Here is a 19,114-nt window from a genome sequence, read left to right as displayed (position 1 = left end):
TCATACGAACCAATGCTCGCTTCTGGCTGCTCTTTCATTTGGGACACCAGCTGTACGAAGTGTCTCAGGTACCGTTCCATCGTCTCCTCGTTAAACAGCGCGCGGCTGTATTCCAGCGTCAGCTGCAGTCCTTGCTCACGCTCCACCACATTCAGTGTGAAATCAAACTTCGTAGTCGGGTGGTTCAGTTCCACTGGACGAACCTCAACATTCGCTAACTCAAAGCGCGTCTGTTCCATGTTCTGAAGCACCAACATCGTGTCAAACAGCGGATTGCGGCTCAGATCACGGCGTACGTTCAGCTGCTCCACCAGTTCCTCGAACGGATAGTCCTGATGCTCGAATGCCGCCAGTGTCCGCTCTTTCACTTCCCGTACGAAGTCGATGAACGGCTTGTCTCCTGCTGGAGCATTACGCAATGCCAGCGTATTGACAAACATCCCGATCATCGGCTCCGTATCCCCATGGGTTCGACCCGACACCGGTGTGCCCACCACGATATCGGTCTGCCCGGTATACTTGTGCAGCCACACGTTATATGCCGCCAGCAGCACCATATACAGCGTTGCTCCGGTCTCTGTCGCAATTCGCTTCAGCCCTTCGGCTCCCTCCGCACTGATCTGTGTATGGACCTGCCCGCCTTCGCTACTTGGTACCGCCGGACGTATCCGGTCGGTCGGCAGCTCCAGTATCGGCACTTCCTCCGCATACGCCGACAGCCAGTACGCTTCATGTGCCTGCATCCGCTCCACCTCGAGCGTGCTTTGTTGCCACACGGCGTAGTCTTTGTACTGGATCTGCAGCGGTGCCAGCTCCTCGCCACCATACGCCGTGAGGAAGTCCGATACTAAAATATTCATCGACACGCCGTCCGACACGATATGGTGCATATCCCACACCAGCCAGTACCGGTCTTCTGACAATCGCAGCAACTCAGCCCGCAGCAGCGGTGCCTGACCCAGCACGAACGGACGTACGAAACGCCGTGTGTATTCCCGCGCCTGAGCTTCTTCTACATCCTGGAAATCCCATTCCCATGTCACATCTTCGTGCACCTGTTGTCTGGGTTCACCGTCGATCCAGATAAACGATGTGCGCAACGACTCGTGACGAGTGATGACCGAACGAATCGCTTGTTCCATTCGATCTGCATCGACCTTGCCGGCGAGTTCTACGACACCCGGCATGTTATACCGCGTGCTCGCCGACTCCATCTCGTGCAGTACGTATAACCGCCGTTGCGCTGACGACAGCGGGTACGATGCCTGCGCTACCGCGGGCTCGATCCGGCCGTAGTCCCTTTGTTCTGCCCAGCGTATATAGTCCGCTAAAGCCTTTACCGTCGGCCGTGCGAACAGCTCCCGCAATGGCAGCTCCACCGCCAGCTGCTGATGCACGCGCGATACCAAGGTCACTGCTTTCAGCGAGTGTCCTCCGCGCGCGAAGAACGAGTCGCCAATCCCTATCTCGCTTACGCCCAGCACTTCCGCAAATAAATCCGCCAAGTGCATTTCGAGTGCATCCCGCGGTGCTTCATAGGCTGCACTGTACGCTTCCCGATCTGGCGCTGGCAGCGCCTTGCGGTCCACCTTACCGTTGCTGGTAAGTGGAATCGTCTCCAGCTCCACAAAATAGGACGGGATCATGTATTCCGGCAGTTGTACTGCTAAACGCACCCGTAGTTCTTCAACGGAAACAGCCTCGTCACTCACGAGATATGCGCACAAGTATGCATGACCTTGTTCGTCCTCATGGGCCAGCACGACCGCTTCGCGAAGATGTGCATGGGTCAGTAACTGCGCCTCGATCTCCCCACACTCGATCCGGTAGCCCCGGATCTTCACTTGATGGTCCATCCGGCCTAAGTACGCTATGTTCCCATCCGGCAGCCATCTCGCCAAATCCCCCGTCCGATACATTTTCGTCCCCGGCTCAAACGGGTTGTCGACGAATTTCTCCGCCGTCAGCTCCGGCTGGTTAAAGTATCCGCGGGCCAGACCGTCACCTGCGATGCACAGCTCACCTGCCACACCCATCGGCTGCAGTTGCCCCTTACCATCCACAATGTACAACTGTGTATTCGCGATAGGCTTGCCGATTGGCACAGCCACTTCCGCAAAGGTTGAAGTACTGTCGTAATATGTGACATCGACTGTAGCTTCTGTCGGCCCGTACAGGTTATGAAGCGTTGCTCCGCTTCCTTCCATCAACTTGTAAAAGCCTGTCACATGCTGCGGCTTTAGCGCTTCGCCGCTGGCAAAGACCTGGCGCAAGCTGCCCAGCTTTTCTTGGTGGAACACCTGTCCCGCTTGCTCCAAGAAGACGCTCAGCATTGATGGCACAAAATGCATCACCGTGACCCCATGCTGTTCAATGGTTTCGGCCAGTACCGCGGGATCTTTCTCTCCCTGCGGTGCAAGCATGCAGACCCGAGCCCCTGTCATGCCCCACCAGAACAGTTCCCACACCGACACGTCAAACGTAATCGGTGTCTTCTGCAAAATGACGTCTTGTTCTCCGATAGGGTAGCGGTTCTGCATCCATTGCAGCCGGTTAATGACCGAACGATGCTCAATCATGACCCCTTTTGGCTTCCCTGTTGTCCCCGAGGTATAGATCACGTACGCCAAACTTCCAGAATCCTGCTCCAACGGCGGGTTGCTTTCGGATTGTGTTTGTCCCTCTGGTGCCAATTCAACGACGGCTCCTTCGAATCCGCATGGATCTAGGCCCGGCTCTAGCAGTAACACTACCGCGCCGCTGTCCCTAAGCATATACCCAATGCGCTCAGCAGGCAGCGATGGGTCAATGGGCAGGTACGCCCCGCCAGCTTTCAAGATGCCATAGAGCCCGACCATCAGCTCCAGTGAGCGTTCCGCCATAATCGCCACGATACACTCTGGACCTACACCTTGCTCGCGCAGTGTCCACGCCAGCTGATTCGCCCGCGCGTTCAGCTCCCCGTAGGTTAGCTGCTGTTCCCCGTACACAACCGCCACCGCATCCGGCGTCTTTGACACCTGGGCCTCAAACAATTGGTGTAACATCTTCTCTGTTTCATATGGTATATCCGTCAGGTTCCGTTCATATAACATCGCTTGCCGTTCCCCAGCTGTCACCAAGTGCTCCATCGACAAGTATTCCATCTCTTCATTACAAAGCGCTTCCAGAATGCGTTCGTACCAATTAAATGCCATTTCGATCTCTCGATCATCAAAATAGATTGATGCGTATTTGATCTGCATGTTCAAGTTCTGAAGGGTTTGCGATACTTCTAGATCCAGCAACGTATTTGTCATTTCGTTTGCTTCCAAGTTCAAAGCCGTCTCTGATACCAACTCGTGTCCCGGTCTCATCTCCTTCAGCACATGAAAATCCGTATAGTTAAACATCGTATCAAAGATAGGGTTGACTGACAGGCTTGACACTTCGCCAATCGCATCCGCGATATCAACCAAAACCAATTCATGCGCCTTCATTTGCTTAAGCTCCTGTTTCGTACGATTCACGAGCTCCCTCTTGACCACCTGACGCGTGACTTCCATGCGGATCGGCACCGTATTAACAAAACAGCCCAACACTTTGTCCGCATCCTCGATAGCCGGCCGGTCGTGACTTACCACACCTGTTACAATCTCTTCATCCGTCGTCAAGATGCCCAGCAAATATACATGAGCGCTTAAACACAGCTCCTTAACCGTACACCCGTAAAGCTTCGCCTGTCGCTTCAAAGGTCCAAGCAGCGTACTTTTTAGCTGCCTGCGGTATATTTTGCTAGCCACTCCGCGTTCTTTCTTCTTGCTCTCATAGTTAAACGGTAGTTTGTTTCGGGTATACCCCGCCATTTTATTGATCCAATATTGCCGACTTTCTTCATCGCTTTCTCGGAACCGGTTTATGGCCACATAGTCTTTGTAAGTACTTTGCAGCGGCTTGCCCTCGCTCCACTTTCCCTGCAGCAGTTGCTGATAAATGTCTCCAGCCTCTTGTCGGAAGGATGCCACACTCCAGCCGTCCAGAATGGCATGGTGGAATGTAGACACCATGCCATAATCATGCTGGGCATTGAGCCGGAACAAGTGCACTCGCCATAGCACCTCCCCGTCAAACCTGAACAAGTTGCGCTGGTCTTGTTCAATATACCTGCGGATGATGCTCTCTTGCTCCTCCTGGTGATGGGAGCTAACATCTTCGATTGATAATACAGGCGCAATCCGGTCGTGTACAATCTGGACCTCTTCTTCGAAATGCGTAAGATCGAAGGTGGTGCGCAGGATCGGATGCTTATCCGATAACCGCTGCAGCGCCTCTGCAAACCTAGCTGGTGACTCGATCTTGAGCTGAAATATAAATTGATCATGGTAAATGGGCTCCTCCGGCCGCAATCTTGAGTAGAACACCATGCTCTGCTGAATTTTGCTAAGCGGGTACACATCCTCCCAACTACCCGGCAGGTGCTTTGCTTGTTCCGGGTCATCCATAATGCGCCATTTCATCTGTGCCAGCATTTCATGCCCCTGCTCAAGCTGCCGGTTCGACTTACGCTCTTGCCCCAACAGCTCAGCCAACTCTGCGATGGTCTGACGCAGATACAATTCTTTTAACAACAAGTCTGCTTCCATCTCCCGATTTATCCGGCTTATTAGGCGGATCGCCTTAATTGAATCACCGCCAAGCACAAAGAAGTTATCATGGATGCCAATTTGCTTTACCTCCAACACATCCTGCCAAACTCCTGCCAATTGTTGCTGCCCCGGCGTGCTTGGCGCTTCATAAACACTACCTGTATGCGCCGCTTCTGGCGCCGGCAATGCCTTGCGGTCCAACTTGCCGTTGGTGGTGATTGGAATGGTGCCCAATTTAACAAAATAAGATGGGATCATGTAGTCTGGCAACTGTACCGCCAGGTACGCCCGCAGTTCAGGGACCGGAATTACTTCATCGCTCACAAAGTACGCGCACAAGTACGCCTGGCCTTGCTCATCCTTCCTATCGAAGACGACCGCTTCGCGGATATGTACATGGGTCAGAAGCTGCGCCTCAATCTCTCCGCACTCGATTCGGTAGCCCCGTATCTTCACTTGCTGGTCTATCCGGCCTAAGTACTCTAAGTTCCCATCCGGTAGCCATCTCGCCAGATCACCCGTACGGTACATCCTTGTCCCCGGATCAAACGGGTTGTCGATGAATTTCTCTGCTGTCAGCTCCGGCCGATTGAGGTACCCCCGGGCTAGTCCATCGCCCGCGATACATAGTTCACCCGCGATGCCTATCGGCTGCAGCTGCTGCCCTTCACCAAGAACATAAGCACTCAGCGTCGGAAGCGGCTTGCCAATGTTGTTGATGCCACTTGCGATTTCCGCATCACCCAGCTTCCTGTAAGTCACATGCACGGTCGTTTCCGTGATTCCATACATATTGACTAAATCCGTATTTGGATACTTCCTGCGCCATGCCCGCAATTGCCCCGGCGCCAGCGCTTCTCCGCCAAAGATTACAGTACGCACGCACAGTCCCGCGTCCGCCTCGTCCATCTCCCGTTGCGATAACGCATAAAACGCACTCGGTGTCTGGTTCAACACCGTTACTCGCTCTTGCCGTAGTAGCTGCACCATCTGCTCGGGATCTCTCGCCGTCATCAGCGGTACAATTACCAGCTTCCCTCCATACAGCAGCGCTCCGTACATTTCCCATACCGAGAAATCGAAGCAATACGAGTGATATAACGTCCACACGTCTTGGTCTCTAAAATCAAACACCATCTGGTCATTGAACAGGAGCCGTACCACGTTACGGTGTGTAGTCATTGATCCTTTCGGCTTTCCGCTCGTCCCGGAGGTATAGATCACGTAGGCCAAGTGAACTGGATTCACTATATGCGGTGGATTCTCTGCTGGCGACCAAGTCGTTTCTTCGACAAAGACCCAGTTTCCCTTAAACGATATCTCCTCTGTCCGGAGCTTGACGGCATAAGTTGTCACTAGCCACTTCGCTCCGCTGTCCCTTAGCGTATAGGTAATTCGCTCGGCTGGATAATCTGGATCGATTGGCACATATGCACCGTCGGCTTTCAAGATACCGAGTAGCCCGACAATCATCTCTACCGAGCGGTCCATCAGGATGGCCACAATCTGGTCTGGACCCACACCTTGCTCGCGCAGCGTCCACGCCAGCTGATTCGCCCGCGCGTTCAACTCCGCATAGGTCAGCTGCTGGTTACCGAATACAATAGCTACCGCATCTGGTGTCCGCTCTACCTGCGCTTCGAACAACCCATGAATCGTTGCTTCCCGCGGATATTCCGCCGCTGTGTCGTTAAATCCGTGCAACAATTGCTGTTTCTCCTCTGGCGTTACCAGCTCATACGTTCCAATCCTTGCTTCCGGCTGCGCTGTGATTTGGGACACCAGCTGCACAAAGTACATCAGGTACCGCTTGGCTGTCGCCTCGTTAAACAACGCGCTGCTGTATTCGAGTACTAGCTGCAGTCCTTGATCGAGCTCCATAACGTTCAACGTTAAGTCAAATTTCGTTGTCAGGTGGCTGATCTCAACCGGACGAACCTCTACGCCCACCAGCTCAAATCGCTCCTGCTCCATGTTCTGCAGCACCAGCATCGTATCAAACAACGGGTTGCGGCTCAGATCACGGCGCACATCCAGCTTCTCCACCAGTTCCTCAAACGGATAGTCCTGATGGTCAAATGCCGCCAGTGTCCGTTCCTTCACTTCACCTACGAAGTCCATGAACCGTTTCTCCCCCGACGGAGCGTTACGCAGCGCCAGCGTGTTCACGAACATCCCAATCATCGGCGCCATATCCTCATGCGTCCGTCCGGCCACCGGGGTCCCGACCACCATGTCCGTCTGCCCGGTATACTTGTGCAGCCACACGTTATACGCCGCCAGCAGCACCATGTACAGCGTTGCTCCCGTTTCATCCGCTATTCGTTTCAACGCTTCTACGGTCTTGGCATTCACTTCCGTATGGACTTGTCCGCCTTCGCTACTCAGCACCGCCGGACGTATCCGGTCGGTCGGCAGTTCCAGCACCGGCACTTCCTGGGCGTAGACCGATAGCCAATACGCTTCATGCGCTTGCATCCGCTCCACCTCAAGCGTGCTCTGCTGCCACACGGCGTAGTCCTTGTACTGAATCCGCAGCGGTGTCAGTTCCTCTCCGGCATATGCCGTCATGAAATCCGACACCAACAGGGTCATCGACACCCCGTCTGACACAATATGGTGCATGTCCCATACCAGCCAGTAGCGGTCTTCCGCCAGTCGCAGCAATGCAGCTCGGAGTAACGGCGCCTGTTCCAGCGCGAACGGTCGCACGAACCGCTCACTGAACTCACGTGCTTCTGCTTCGTCTACTTCCCGGTATACCCATTCAAACGGCACCTCGTCGTGCACCCGTTGTCTTGGTTCGCCATCTACCCAGATAAACGACGTGCGTAGGGATTCGTGACGATGGATGACCGACCGAATCGCTAGTACCAGCCGATCTACGTCGATCTTCCCTGTGAGTTCCATCACGCCCGGCATGTTGTACCGCGCGCTCTCCGGCTCCATCTCGTGCAGTACGGCCAATCGCCTCTGCGCCGATGACAACGGGTACGTGGACTGCGGCACTGCTAGCTCAATTCGGCCGTAGTTGCTTCGCTCCGTGCTACGCACATATTCCGCCAATGCCTTCACCGTCGGCCGCGCAAACAGCTCTCGCAATGGCAGCTCCACCGCCAGCTGCTGATGAATGCGCGACACCAAGGTCACTGCTTTCAGCGAGTGTCCCCCGCGCGTAAAGAACGAGTCGCTAATCCCTATCTCGCTTACGCCCAGCACTTCCGCAAATAACTCCGCCAAGTGCATCTCCAGTGCATCCCGCGGTGCTTCATAGCTTGCCGTGTACGCTTCCCGATCTGGTGCCGGCAGCGCTTTGCGGTCCACCTTGCCGTTGGTGTTGAGAGGGATGTTTTCCACTTCCACAACATAGGACGGGATCATGTATTCCGGCAATTGTACTGCCAGATACACTCGTAGTTCTTCAATGGAAACAGCCTCGTCACTCACGAGATATGCGCACAAGTATGCCTGACCTTGTTCGTCCTCGCAAGCCAGCACAACGGCTTCGCGAATATGCGCATGGGTCAAAAGCTGCGCCTCGATCTCCCCGCACTCGATCCGGTAGCCCCGGATCTTCACTTGATGGTCCATCCGGCCCAAGTACGCTATGTTCCCATCCGGCAGCCATCTTGCTAAATCACCCGTCCGGTACATTTTCGTCCCCGGCTCAAATGGGTTGTCGATGAATTTCTCCGCCGTCAGCTCCGGCTGGTTCACGTATCCGCGGGCCAGACCCTCCCCCGAGATGCACAGCTCACCTGCGACACCCATCGGCTGCAGCTGCCCCTGATCATCCACAATGTACAGCTGTGTATTGGCGATCGGTCCCCCAATAGTTACGGTCTGCTCAGCGGTCACTTCCCGCACTGCGGACCAAATCGTCGTCTCCGTCGGACCATACATATTGAACAGTGCCGCCTTGGATTTACTTTGCAAATCTGCTAGCAAGTCGTCGGGCCATGCCTCTCCGCCGACCAGTACTTCCGTTACGCCTTCCAGCCATGCTTCGCAGCCCGCCGATAACAGCATCTTCAGGCGCGATGGCGTCATCTGCACCATGTCGATACCCTGGCGCTCAATCAACCCCGCCAGCTGCTGCGGATCCTTCTGCTGTTCTTCGCTCGCTATCACGACTCGCATGCCCTGCGTAAACGCAAGCAGCGTCTCCACCACCGAGATGTCGAACGATAGCGTAGTTGCCAATAACATGGATTTGGCCGGAGCGAATGGGATCACTCCTGTCATCCCTGTCATGAAGTTAACCACAGAGCGGTGTTCAATCATAACCCCTTTCGGGTTCCCGGTCGTGCCGGATGTGTAGATCAAATACGCCAAATCACTCGGCCTTGCCTGAAGCACAAGATTCTCTTGAGCTGGTGTTTTCTCGGCTTCTGCCAAGTCCAGCACTGTACCCGCAAATCCACATGAATCCAGACCAGGATCTAACAGCAGCACTACCGCACCGCTGTCCCTAAGCATATACCCGATGCGTTCAGCAGGCAGCGATGGGTCAATCGGCAGGTACGCCCCGCCGGATTTCAGGATGCCATAGAGCCCGACCATCAGCTCCAGCGAGCGTTCTGCCATAATCGCCACGATACACTCTGGTCCTACACCTTGCTCGCGCAGCGTCCACGCCAGCTGATTCGCCCGTGCGTTCAGCTCCGCATAGGTCAGCTGCTGATCCCCGTACACGACTGCCACCGCATCCGGCGTTCTCTCTACCTGTATTTCGAACAGCTCGTGAATTGTTTTTTCCCGTGGATAATCTTCCGTCGTGTCATTAAATGCTTTTAGCTGCTGTTTCTCTTCTGAGGTGATAAGTGATATGGAACCCACCGGCCGCTCCGCATCCACCAGCATGTGCTGTGTGATCTCTCGGATATGCCCCTCCATTCGCCGAATGAACGCCTCCTCGTATACCTCGGCGTTGTACCGGAATTCAATCGACAACGCTTCCCCCGGGGATATCACGACTGTGAGGTCATAATTAGTCTGTTCATATATGTCGATGTCACGAATCCTAAATCCAGCTTCGTCTGTATCTCCTGCTTGCCCGATCGCTTCGGCAACCGGATAGTTCTCGAATACCAAAATGTGGTCAATTAGACCTTGCTTCATTGTGCTCAGCCCTTGAATCTCATACAGCGGATAATGGCTATGAGGTTCTGACCCCAGCGCCGCATCCTGCACCTGCTGCAGCAGCGTCATTACGCTCTGCTCGGAAGAGCTTCTAATCCGCACTGGTATCGTGTTGATAAACAGGCCTATCATCCGCTCTATTCCAGTTACTTCGGCCGATCTTCCCGATACAACTGCTCCAAATACCACATCTTCGCTCTGGTTGTACTTTTGCAGTAGCAGTCCCCAGATCGTTTGTATCACCGTGTTTAGCGTCACTTGGGCCTGGCGTGCCACCTGCTCCAGCCCTTGGGTGAGCTCCCGGTCCAGACGGAAGACATGCCCCTCCAGTTCGATTCCTCTTTGTTCTGCTTTCCCCGACGCTCGCGACACAATTGCCTGATGCTCATAGTTTACCAAGTACTGGCTCCAGTATTGCCGCGCTGCTTCCTTGTCCTGTCTTTCAATCCACTGCATGTATCGGCTAAATTGTATTGGCGTATCAAGTCGATTTGACTGATTAGTCTTTAAGGAGTGATAAATATGCGTGAATTCTTGCATAAGAATACTTACACACCAACCATCCATTAGGATATGGTGGAAGCTCCAAATCATTATGTATGAATTGGATTCTTTTTTTAGAACTGCTAATCGAATCAAAGGCCCTCTCAATAAGTTAAAACCCTCATCACGATCTTTCAATTTATAATTGTTTACATAAATAGACTTTTCACTTTCACTTAACTGAGAAATATCTTCGAAATTTAAGTCCGTATTTTTATTTTTCAATACAACTTGAACAGATTTCTTCACCTTTTCCCAGACAAAGATGGTTCGAAGTATATCGTATCGTTCAATCAGCTTCGCAAATGTCTGATTAACTAATGTCTCATTCAAATCACCTTCAAGCTCCAAGGTATATTGTTCAAAATACTCGTTTGATTTTTGAAACATCGAATGAAATAACATACCTTCTTGCATAGGCGTTAGATAATACATATCTTTTATTGAATCTCTTCCTATACTCATATTTCCCTCCCGAACATTTAGTTTAGATACTTAATGCCTTATCCTCATATCCTCATTAATAAAAACGTTTGGGGGATGTCTTTGCATCCTCCCCCAAACGTGCACTCGTTTTACCTAGTCTATTTGTTCAAGCAATGAGTAAATACTCTCAACTTCATCAATTTCTAATCCACTAGAACTAAAATCACTTGCAGTCTTTTCACTGTGTACCTGCTGGGTGCAGTGGGCGATTAGGCGGCGAAGCTGTTCTGCATAATGCGTCATCCAGCATTCTACCGTTTCTCGCCGGTACATCTCCGCTGCATATTCACACGTAAATACCAGCTCCCCACCAATCACCATCCCGTTCAAGCTCAGCTTGTACTCGCTCGGGCGGTTCGGGTCAATGCTGCTGCCTGTTCCGTATGCCGACGGTTCAAATACCCCCGTGGTCACATCCCAGTCGAACTGGCCCAAGTAGTTGAAGCAGATCTCCGGGTGAAGGGTAAACTCCAGCTCCTGCTTGTGCTCCGCTGCCGTCAGGTATTTCAGCACGCCATACCCGAGTCCTTTGTTCGGCACCCTGCGCAGTTCTTCTTTCACCGTCTTGATACAGTCAGATATCTCCTCGCATGCTTCTAAATCTAGCAGTGTCGGTACCATGGTCGTAAACCAGCCAACCGTACGGCTGACATCCAACGCTTCTCCAATCTCTTCCCGGCCATGCCCTTCTACGTCTACGATAAACCGATTCTCGCCGGTCCATTCCCGAAGCGCTAGGCCCAGCCCCGTTAGCAGGATGTCGTTGATTTCCGTAAAGTACGCCCGACCTACCTGGTTCAAGAGCTGTGACGTTTCCTCCCGTGAAAGCTGGATCGACACTGCTTCGACGGTTTGACCATCATCAAGCCTTTCATCCGCCGGCAGGTCCGCAACCGGTGTTTGCTCGATTTGTCTCCAATAAGCAATTTCACCCAGCTGGACCTCACTGTTCGCATAGTGCGCCAGTGCCGCAGACCACGTTTGAAACGCGTCCGTCTTCTCAGGAAAGCTAATCGCCTCGCCTCGCTGCGCCTGCTCATACCCGGTTTGCACATCTTCAAACAGGATCCGCCACGACACTCCGTCCACCATCAGATGGTGAATCACGATCAGCAGATGATCGCCCTCATCGGTCTTCATCAGCCCCAGGCGCATCAATGGCCCCTGCTCCAGATGCAATGCCCGTTGCAGGCGATCAGTTTCCGCGACGATTCGCGTATCCACGGCGGTTTCGCCACGCAAGTCGGTCACATCCAGACTAACACTTGCCTCTGCCAGCCCATGGTTCCACTGCACGAGACCCAGTGCTTCTTCCCGGTACCTCATTCGTAACGCATCGTGATGTGCAATAATCCGTTCAAACACACGCCGCAGGATGCCTTCGTCGAATCCGTCCCGGCGGTGCAGCATGACCGCCTGATTATAATAGTGTGGCAGCTGCGGCGACCGCTCCAACAACTCTTGCTGGATCGGCGTTAACCCCACTTCTCCTTCCACCATCCCCTGATCAATCTGGCGGGCTAGTGTCTGCACATGCATACTCAATTCCAGAATTGTCGGATGCTGGAACAGATCCCGAATTGCCAGGTGCAACTGATGGTCTCGGAGCCGCGCGGCAATCTGGACGGCTTTGATTGAGTCCCCGCCCAGTTCAAAGAAGTTGTCTTGTATCCCGACTTGTTCGATTTGAAGCACATCTTGCCATATGGTGACCAGTTCCACCTCTGTCTTGTTACGCGGGGCGAGGTATTCCCTTCCCGCTTGTACCAATCCTTGCGGCGCTGGCAGCACTTTGCGGTCCACCTTACCGTTGCTGCTAAGTGGAATGGTCTCCAGCTCCACAAAGTAAGACGGGATCATATAGTCTGGCAACTGGGCTGCCAAGTGTTCCCGTAGCTCAAGCACCGGAGCAGTTTCATCGCTCACAAGGTACGCGCACAAGTACGCCTGGCCCTGCTCGTCCTTCCTATCAACGACGACCGCTTCGCGGATATGCGCATGGGTCAAAAGCTGAGCCTCGATCTCCCCGCACTCGATCCGGTAGCCCCGGATCTTCACTTGATGGTCCATCCGGCCCAAGTACGCTATGTTCCCATCCGGCAGCCATCTTGCTAAATCGCCCGTCCGGTACATTTTCGTCCCCGGCTCAAATGGGTTGTCGATGAATTTCTCCGCCGTCAGCTCCGGCTGGTTCACGTATCCGCGGGCCAGACCCTCCCCCGAGATGCACAGCTCACCTGCGACACCCATCGGCTGCAGCTGCCCCTGATCATCCACAATGTACAGCTGTGTATTGGCGATCGGTCCCCCAATAGTTACGGTCTGCTCAGCGGTCACTTCCCGCACTGCGGACCAAATCGTCGTCTCCGTCGGACCATACATATTGAACAGTGCCGCCTTGGATTTACTTTGCAAATCTGCTAGCAAGTCGTCGGGCCATGCCTCTCCGCCGACCAGTACTTCCGTTACGCCTTCCAGCCATGCTTCGCAGCCCGCCGATAACAGCATCTTCAGGCGCGATGGCGTCATCTGCACCATGTCGATACCCTGGCGCTCAATCAACCCTGCCAGCTGCTGCGGGTCCTTCTGCTGTTCTTCGCTCGCTATCACGACTCGCATGCCCTGCGTAAACGCAAGCAGCGTCTCCACCACCGAGATGTCGAACGATAGCGTAGTTGCCAATAACATGGATTTGGCCGGAGCGAATGGGATCACTCCTGTCATCCCTGTCATGAAGTTAACCACAGAGCGGTGTTCAATCATAACCCCTTTCGGGTTCCCGGTCGTGCCGGATGTGTAGATCAAATACGCCAAATCACTCGGCCTTGCCTGAAGCACAAGATTCTCTTGAGCTGGTGTTTTCTCGGCTTCTGCCAAGTCCAGCACTGTACCCTCAAATCCACATGAATCCAGACCAGGATCTAACAGCAGCACTACCGCACCGCTGTCCCTAAGCATATACCCGATGCGTTCAGCAGGCAGCGATGGGTCAATCGGCAGGTACGCCCCGCCGGATTTCAGGATGCCATAGAGCCCGACCATCAGCTCCAGCGACCGTTCCGCCATAATCGCCACGATACACTCTGGTCCTACACCTTGCTCGCGCAGCGTCCACGCCAGCTGATTCGCCCGCGCGTTCAGCTCCGCATAGGTCAGCTGCTGATCCCCGTACACCACCGCTACCGCATCTGGCGTTTTCTCCACCTGTGCTTCGAACAACCCATGAATCGTTGCTTCCCGCGGATAATCCGTCACCGTGTCGTTGAATCCGTGCAGCAGCTGTTGTTTCTCCTCTGGGGTAACCAGCTCATACGAGCCAATGCTCGCTTCCGGCTGCTCGATCATTTGGCACACGAGCTGCACAAAGTGTCTCAGGTACCGTTCCACCGTTTCTTCGTCAAACAGCGCACGGCTGTATTCCAGCATCAGCTGAAGTCCTTGCTCACGCTCCACCACATTCAGTGTGAAATCAAACTTCGTGGTCGGGTGGTTCAGTTCCACTGGACGAACCTCAACATTCGCTAACTCAAAGCGCGGCTGTTCCATGTTCTGCAGCACCAGCATCGTGTCAAACAACGGGTTGCGGCTCAGATCGCGTCGCACGTTCAGCTGCTCCACCAGTTCCTCAAACGGATAGTCCTGATGCTCAAACGCCGCCAGTGTCCGCTCTTTCACTTCCCATACGAAGTCCATGAACTGTTTGTCCCCCGATGGCGCGTTACGCAGAGCCAGCGTGTTGACAAACATGCCGATCATTGGCTCCGTATCCCCATGGGTCCGTCCGGACACCGGCGTGCCCACCACGATATCGGTCTGCCCGGTATACTTGTGCAGCCACACGTTATATGCCGCCAGCAGTACCATATACAGCGTTGCTCCGGTCTCTGTCGCAATTCGCTTCAGTCCCTCGGCTACCTCCGCACTAATCTGCGTATGAACCTGCCCACCTTCACTGCTTGGCACCGCCGGACGTATCCGGTCGGTCGGCAGTTCCAGCACCGGCACTTCCTCGGCGTAGACCGATAGCCAGTATGCTTCATGCGCTTGCATCCGCTCCACCTCGAGCGTGCTTTGTTGCCACACGGCGTAGTCTTTGTACTGGATCCGCAGCGGTGTCAGTTCCTCTCCCGCATATGCCGTCATGAAATCCGACACCAACAGGGTCATCGACACCCCGTCCGACACAATATGATGCATGTCCCACACCAGCCAGTAGCGGTCTTCCGCCAGTCGCAGCAATGCAGCTCGGAGTAACGGCGCCTGTTCCATCGCGAATGGTCGCACGAACCGCTCACTGAACTCACGTGCTTCTGCTTCGTCTACTTCCCGGTAGATCCACTCAAACGGCACGTCTTCATGCACCTGTTGTCTTGGTTCGCCCTCTACCCAGATAAACGACGTGCGCAGGGATTCGTGCCGATGGATGACCGACCGAATCGCTTGTGCCAGCCGATCTTCGTCAATCTTCCCGGTGAGTTCCATCACGCCTGGCATGTTGTACCGCGTGCTCTCCGGCTCCATCTCGTGCAGCACGGCCAATCGCCGCTGCGCCGATGACAGTGGATACGTGGACTGCAGCACTGCTAGCTCAATTCGGCCGTAGTCCCTTTGTTCTGCCCAGCGTATATAGTCGGCCAGCGCCTTTACTGTCGGCCGCGCGAACAGCTCTCGCAGTGGCAGCCCCACCGCCAGCTGCTGATGCACGCGCGACACCAAGGTCACTGCTTTCAGCGAGTGTCCTCCGCGCGCGAAGAACGAGTCGCCAATACCTATCTCGCTTACGCCCAGCACTTCCGCAAATAAATCCGCCAAGTGCATCTCCAGTGCATCCCGCGGTGCTTCATAGCTTTCCGTGTACACTTCCCCTTCTGGCGCCGGTAACGCCTTGCGGTTCACCTTACCGTTGCTGGTAAGTGGAATCGTCTCCAGCTCCACAAAATAGGACGGGATCATATAATCCGGCAACTGAGCTGCCAAGTGTTCCCGTAGCTCCGGTACCGGAATCCCTTCATCGCTCACAAGATACGCGCATAAGTATGCCTCGCCTTGTTCATCCTCGCGGGCCAGCACGACCGCTTCGCGAAGATGTGCATGGGTCAGTAACTTCGCCTCGATTTCTCCGCACTCGATCCGGTAGCCGCGGATCTTCACTTGATGATCCATCCGGCCCAAGTATTCTACGTTCCCATCCGGCAGCCATCTCGCTAAATCCCCCGTCCGATACATTTTCGTCCCCGGCTCAAACGGGTTGTCGACGAATTTCTCTGCCGTCAGTTCCGGCTGGTTCACGTATCCGCGGGCCAGACCGTCCCCTGCGATGCACAGTTCACCCGCAACACCCTTCGGCTGTAGCTGCAAATGGTCATTCACAATATGCAGCTGTGTATTCGCGATCGGCTTGCCGATCGGCACTGCATCTTCCGCAAAGGTGGAAGCACTGTCGTAATACGTGACTTCGATTGTCGCTTCCGTCGGCCCGTACAGGTTGTGAAGCGTTGCTCCACTTCCTTCCAATAGCTTATAAAAACCGATCACTTGCTGCGGCTTCAATGCTTCGCCACTGGCAAAGACCCGGTGCAAGCTGCCCAGCTCTTTTCGGCTGAACACCTGGCCCGCTTGCTCCAGGAAGACGCTCAGCATTGATGGCACAAAATGCATCACCGTGACCCCATGCCGCTCAATCGTTTCGGCCAGTACCGCGGGATCTTTCTCTCCCTGCGGTGCAAGCATGCAGACCCGAGCCCCTGTCATGCCCCACCAGAACAGTTCCCACACCGACACGTCAAACGTAATCGGTGTCTTTTGCAACAGAACATCCTGCTCTCCCATAGGGTAGCGATGCTGCATCCACTGTAGCCGGTTGATAACGGAACGATGCTCAATCAAGACCCCCTTCGGGTTGCCTGTTGTCCCCGACGTATAGATCACGTATGCCAAACTTCCAGAATCCTGCTCTAACGGCGGGTTGGTTTCGGATTGCCCTTGTCGCTGAGGTATCAATTCAACGGCGGCCCCTTCGAAACCGCATGAATCGAGGCCAGGATCTAACAGCAGTACTACCGCACCGCTGTCTCTGAGCATATACCCGATGCGTTCAGCAGGTAGCGATGGGTCAATCGGCAGGTACGCCCCCCCAGCTTTCAGGATGCCATAGAGCCCGACCATTAGCTCCAGCGAGCGTTCCGCCATAATCGCCACGATACACTCTGGTCCCACACCTTGCTCGTGTAGCGTCCACGCCAGCTGATTCGCCCGCGCATTCAACTCCGCATAGGTCAACTGCTGATCTCCATACACCACTGCTACCGCATCTGGCGTCCGCTCTACCTGCGCTTCGAACAACCCATGAATCGTTGCTTCCCGCGGATATTCCGCCGCTGTGTCGTTAAATCCGTGCAGTAATTGCTGTTTCTCCTCTGGCGTTACCAGCTCATACGTACCAATCCTTGCTTCCGGCTGCGCTGTGATTTGGGACACCAGCTGCACAAAGTACATCAGGTACCGCTTGGCTGTCGCCTCGTTAAACAGCGTGCTGCTGTATTCGAGTACTAGCTGCAGTCCTTGGTCTTGTTCCATAACATTAAGTGTTAAGTCAAATTTCGTTGTCAGGTGGCTGATCTCAACCGGACGAACCTTTACGCCCGCCAGCTCAAATCGTTCCTGCTCCATGTTCTGCAGCACCAGCATCGTATCAAACAACGGGTTGCGGCTCAGATCACGGCGCACATCCAGCTTCTCCACCAGTTCCTCAAACGGATAGTCCTGATGGTCAAATGCCGCCAGTGTCCGTTCCTTCACTTCGCCTACGAAGTCCATGAATCGTTTCTCTCCCGACGGAGCGTTACGCAGCGCCAGCGTGTTCACGAACATCCCAATCATCGGCGCCATATCCTCATGCGTCCGTCCGGCCACCGGGGTCCCGACCACCATGTCCGTCTGCCCGGTATACTTGTGCAGCCACACGTTGTACGCCGCCAGCAGCACCATGTACAGCGTTGCTCCCGTTTCATCCGCTATTCGTTTCAGCGCTTCTACGGTCTTGGCATTCACTTCCGTATGGACTTGCCCGCCTTCGCTACTTGGCACCGCCGGACGTATCCGGTCGGTCGGCAGTTCCAATACCGGTACTTCCTCGGCGTAGACCGATAGCCAGTACGCTTCATGCGCTTGCATCCGCTCCACCTCAAGCGTGCTCTGCTGCCACACGGCGTAGTCCTTGTACTGAATCCGCAGCGGTGTCAGTTCCTTTTCAGCATATGCCGTCATGAAATCCGACACCAACAGGGTCATCGACACCCCGTCCGACACAATATGGTGCATGTCCCACATCAACCAGTAGCGGTCTTCCGCCAGTCGCAGCAATGCAGCTCGGAGTAACGGCGCCTGTTCCAGCGCGAACGGTCGCACGAACCGCTCACTGAACTCACGTGCTTCTGCTTCGTCTACTTCCCGGTATACCCATTCAAACGGCACCTCGTCGTGCACCTGTTGTCTCGGTTCGCCATCTACCCAGATAAACGACGTGCGCAGCGATTCGTGACGATGGATGACCGACCGAATCGCTTGTGCCAGCCGATCTTCGTCGATCTTCCCTGTGAGTTCCATCACGCCCGGCATGTTGTACCGCGTGCTCTCCGGCTCCATCTCGTGCAGTACGGCCAATCGCCGCTGCGCCGATGACAACGGGTACGATGCCTGCACTGCCGCGGATTCAATCCGGCCGTAGTCACTTTGTTCCGTGCTACGCACATAGTCCGCCAATGCCTTCACCGTCGGCCGCGCGAACAACTCCCGCAGGGGCAGCTCTACCGCCAGCTGCTGATGCACGCGCGATACCAAGGTCACTGCTTTCAGCGAGTGTCCTCCGCGCGCGAAGAACGAGTCGCCAATCCCCACCTCGCTTACGCCCAGCACTTCCGCAAATAGCTCCGCCAAGTGCATCTCCAGTGCATCCCGCGGCGCTTCATAAGCTTTCATGTATGTCTCTCGGTCTGGTTCCGGAAGTTCCTTGCGGTCCACCTTACCGTTGTTATTAAGTGGAATGGTCTCCAGCTCCACAAAATAGGACGGGATCATATAGTCTGGCAAATACCGAGACAGGTAAGCTCGTATTTCAGTTACTACTAGCGGCAAGCTGCATACCAGATAAGCGCATAGATATGCCTGCCCTTGCTCATCGTTCCGAGACAATACCACTGCTTGGCGGATGTGCTCGTACTCTTTCAGCTTAACTTCAATCTCTCCGCACTCAATACGATATCCCCTAATTTTCACTTGGTGGTCCATTCGTCCCATGTAGACAAGGTTACCGTCCGACT

General features: G+C 54.5%; 1 pseudogene (only partly in view). It reads right to left on the bottom strand.

What is annotated here, in order from left to right:
* Nucleotides 1-26 precede the first annotated feature (26 nt).
* Nucleotides 27-19,114, bottom strand: a pseudogene (locus M1D71_RS03185) (non-ribosomal peptide synthase/polyketide synthase) (its annotated part continues 18,037 nt past the right edge of the window); the annotation flags it as partial.

It is taken from the genome of Paenibacillus sp. Z3-2 (genome assembly GCF_054161325.1).
Note: the sequence above shows the minus strand (reverse complement) of the source record. Positions and strands in the feature narration are given on the sequence as shown.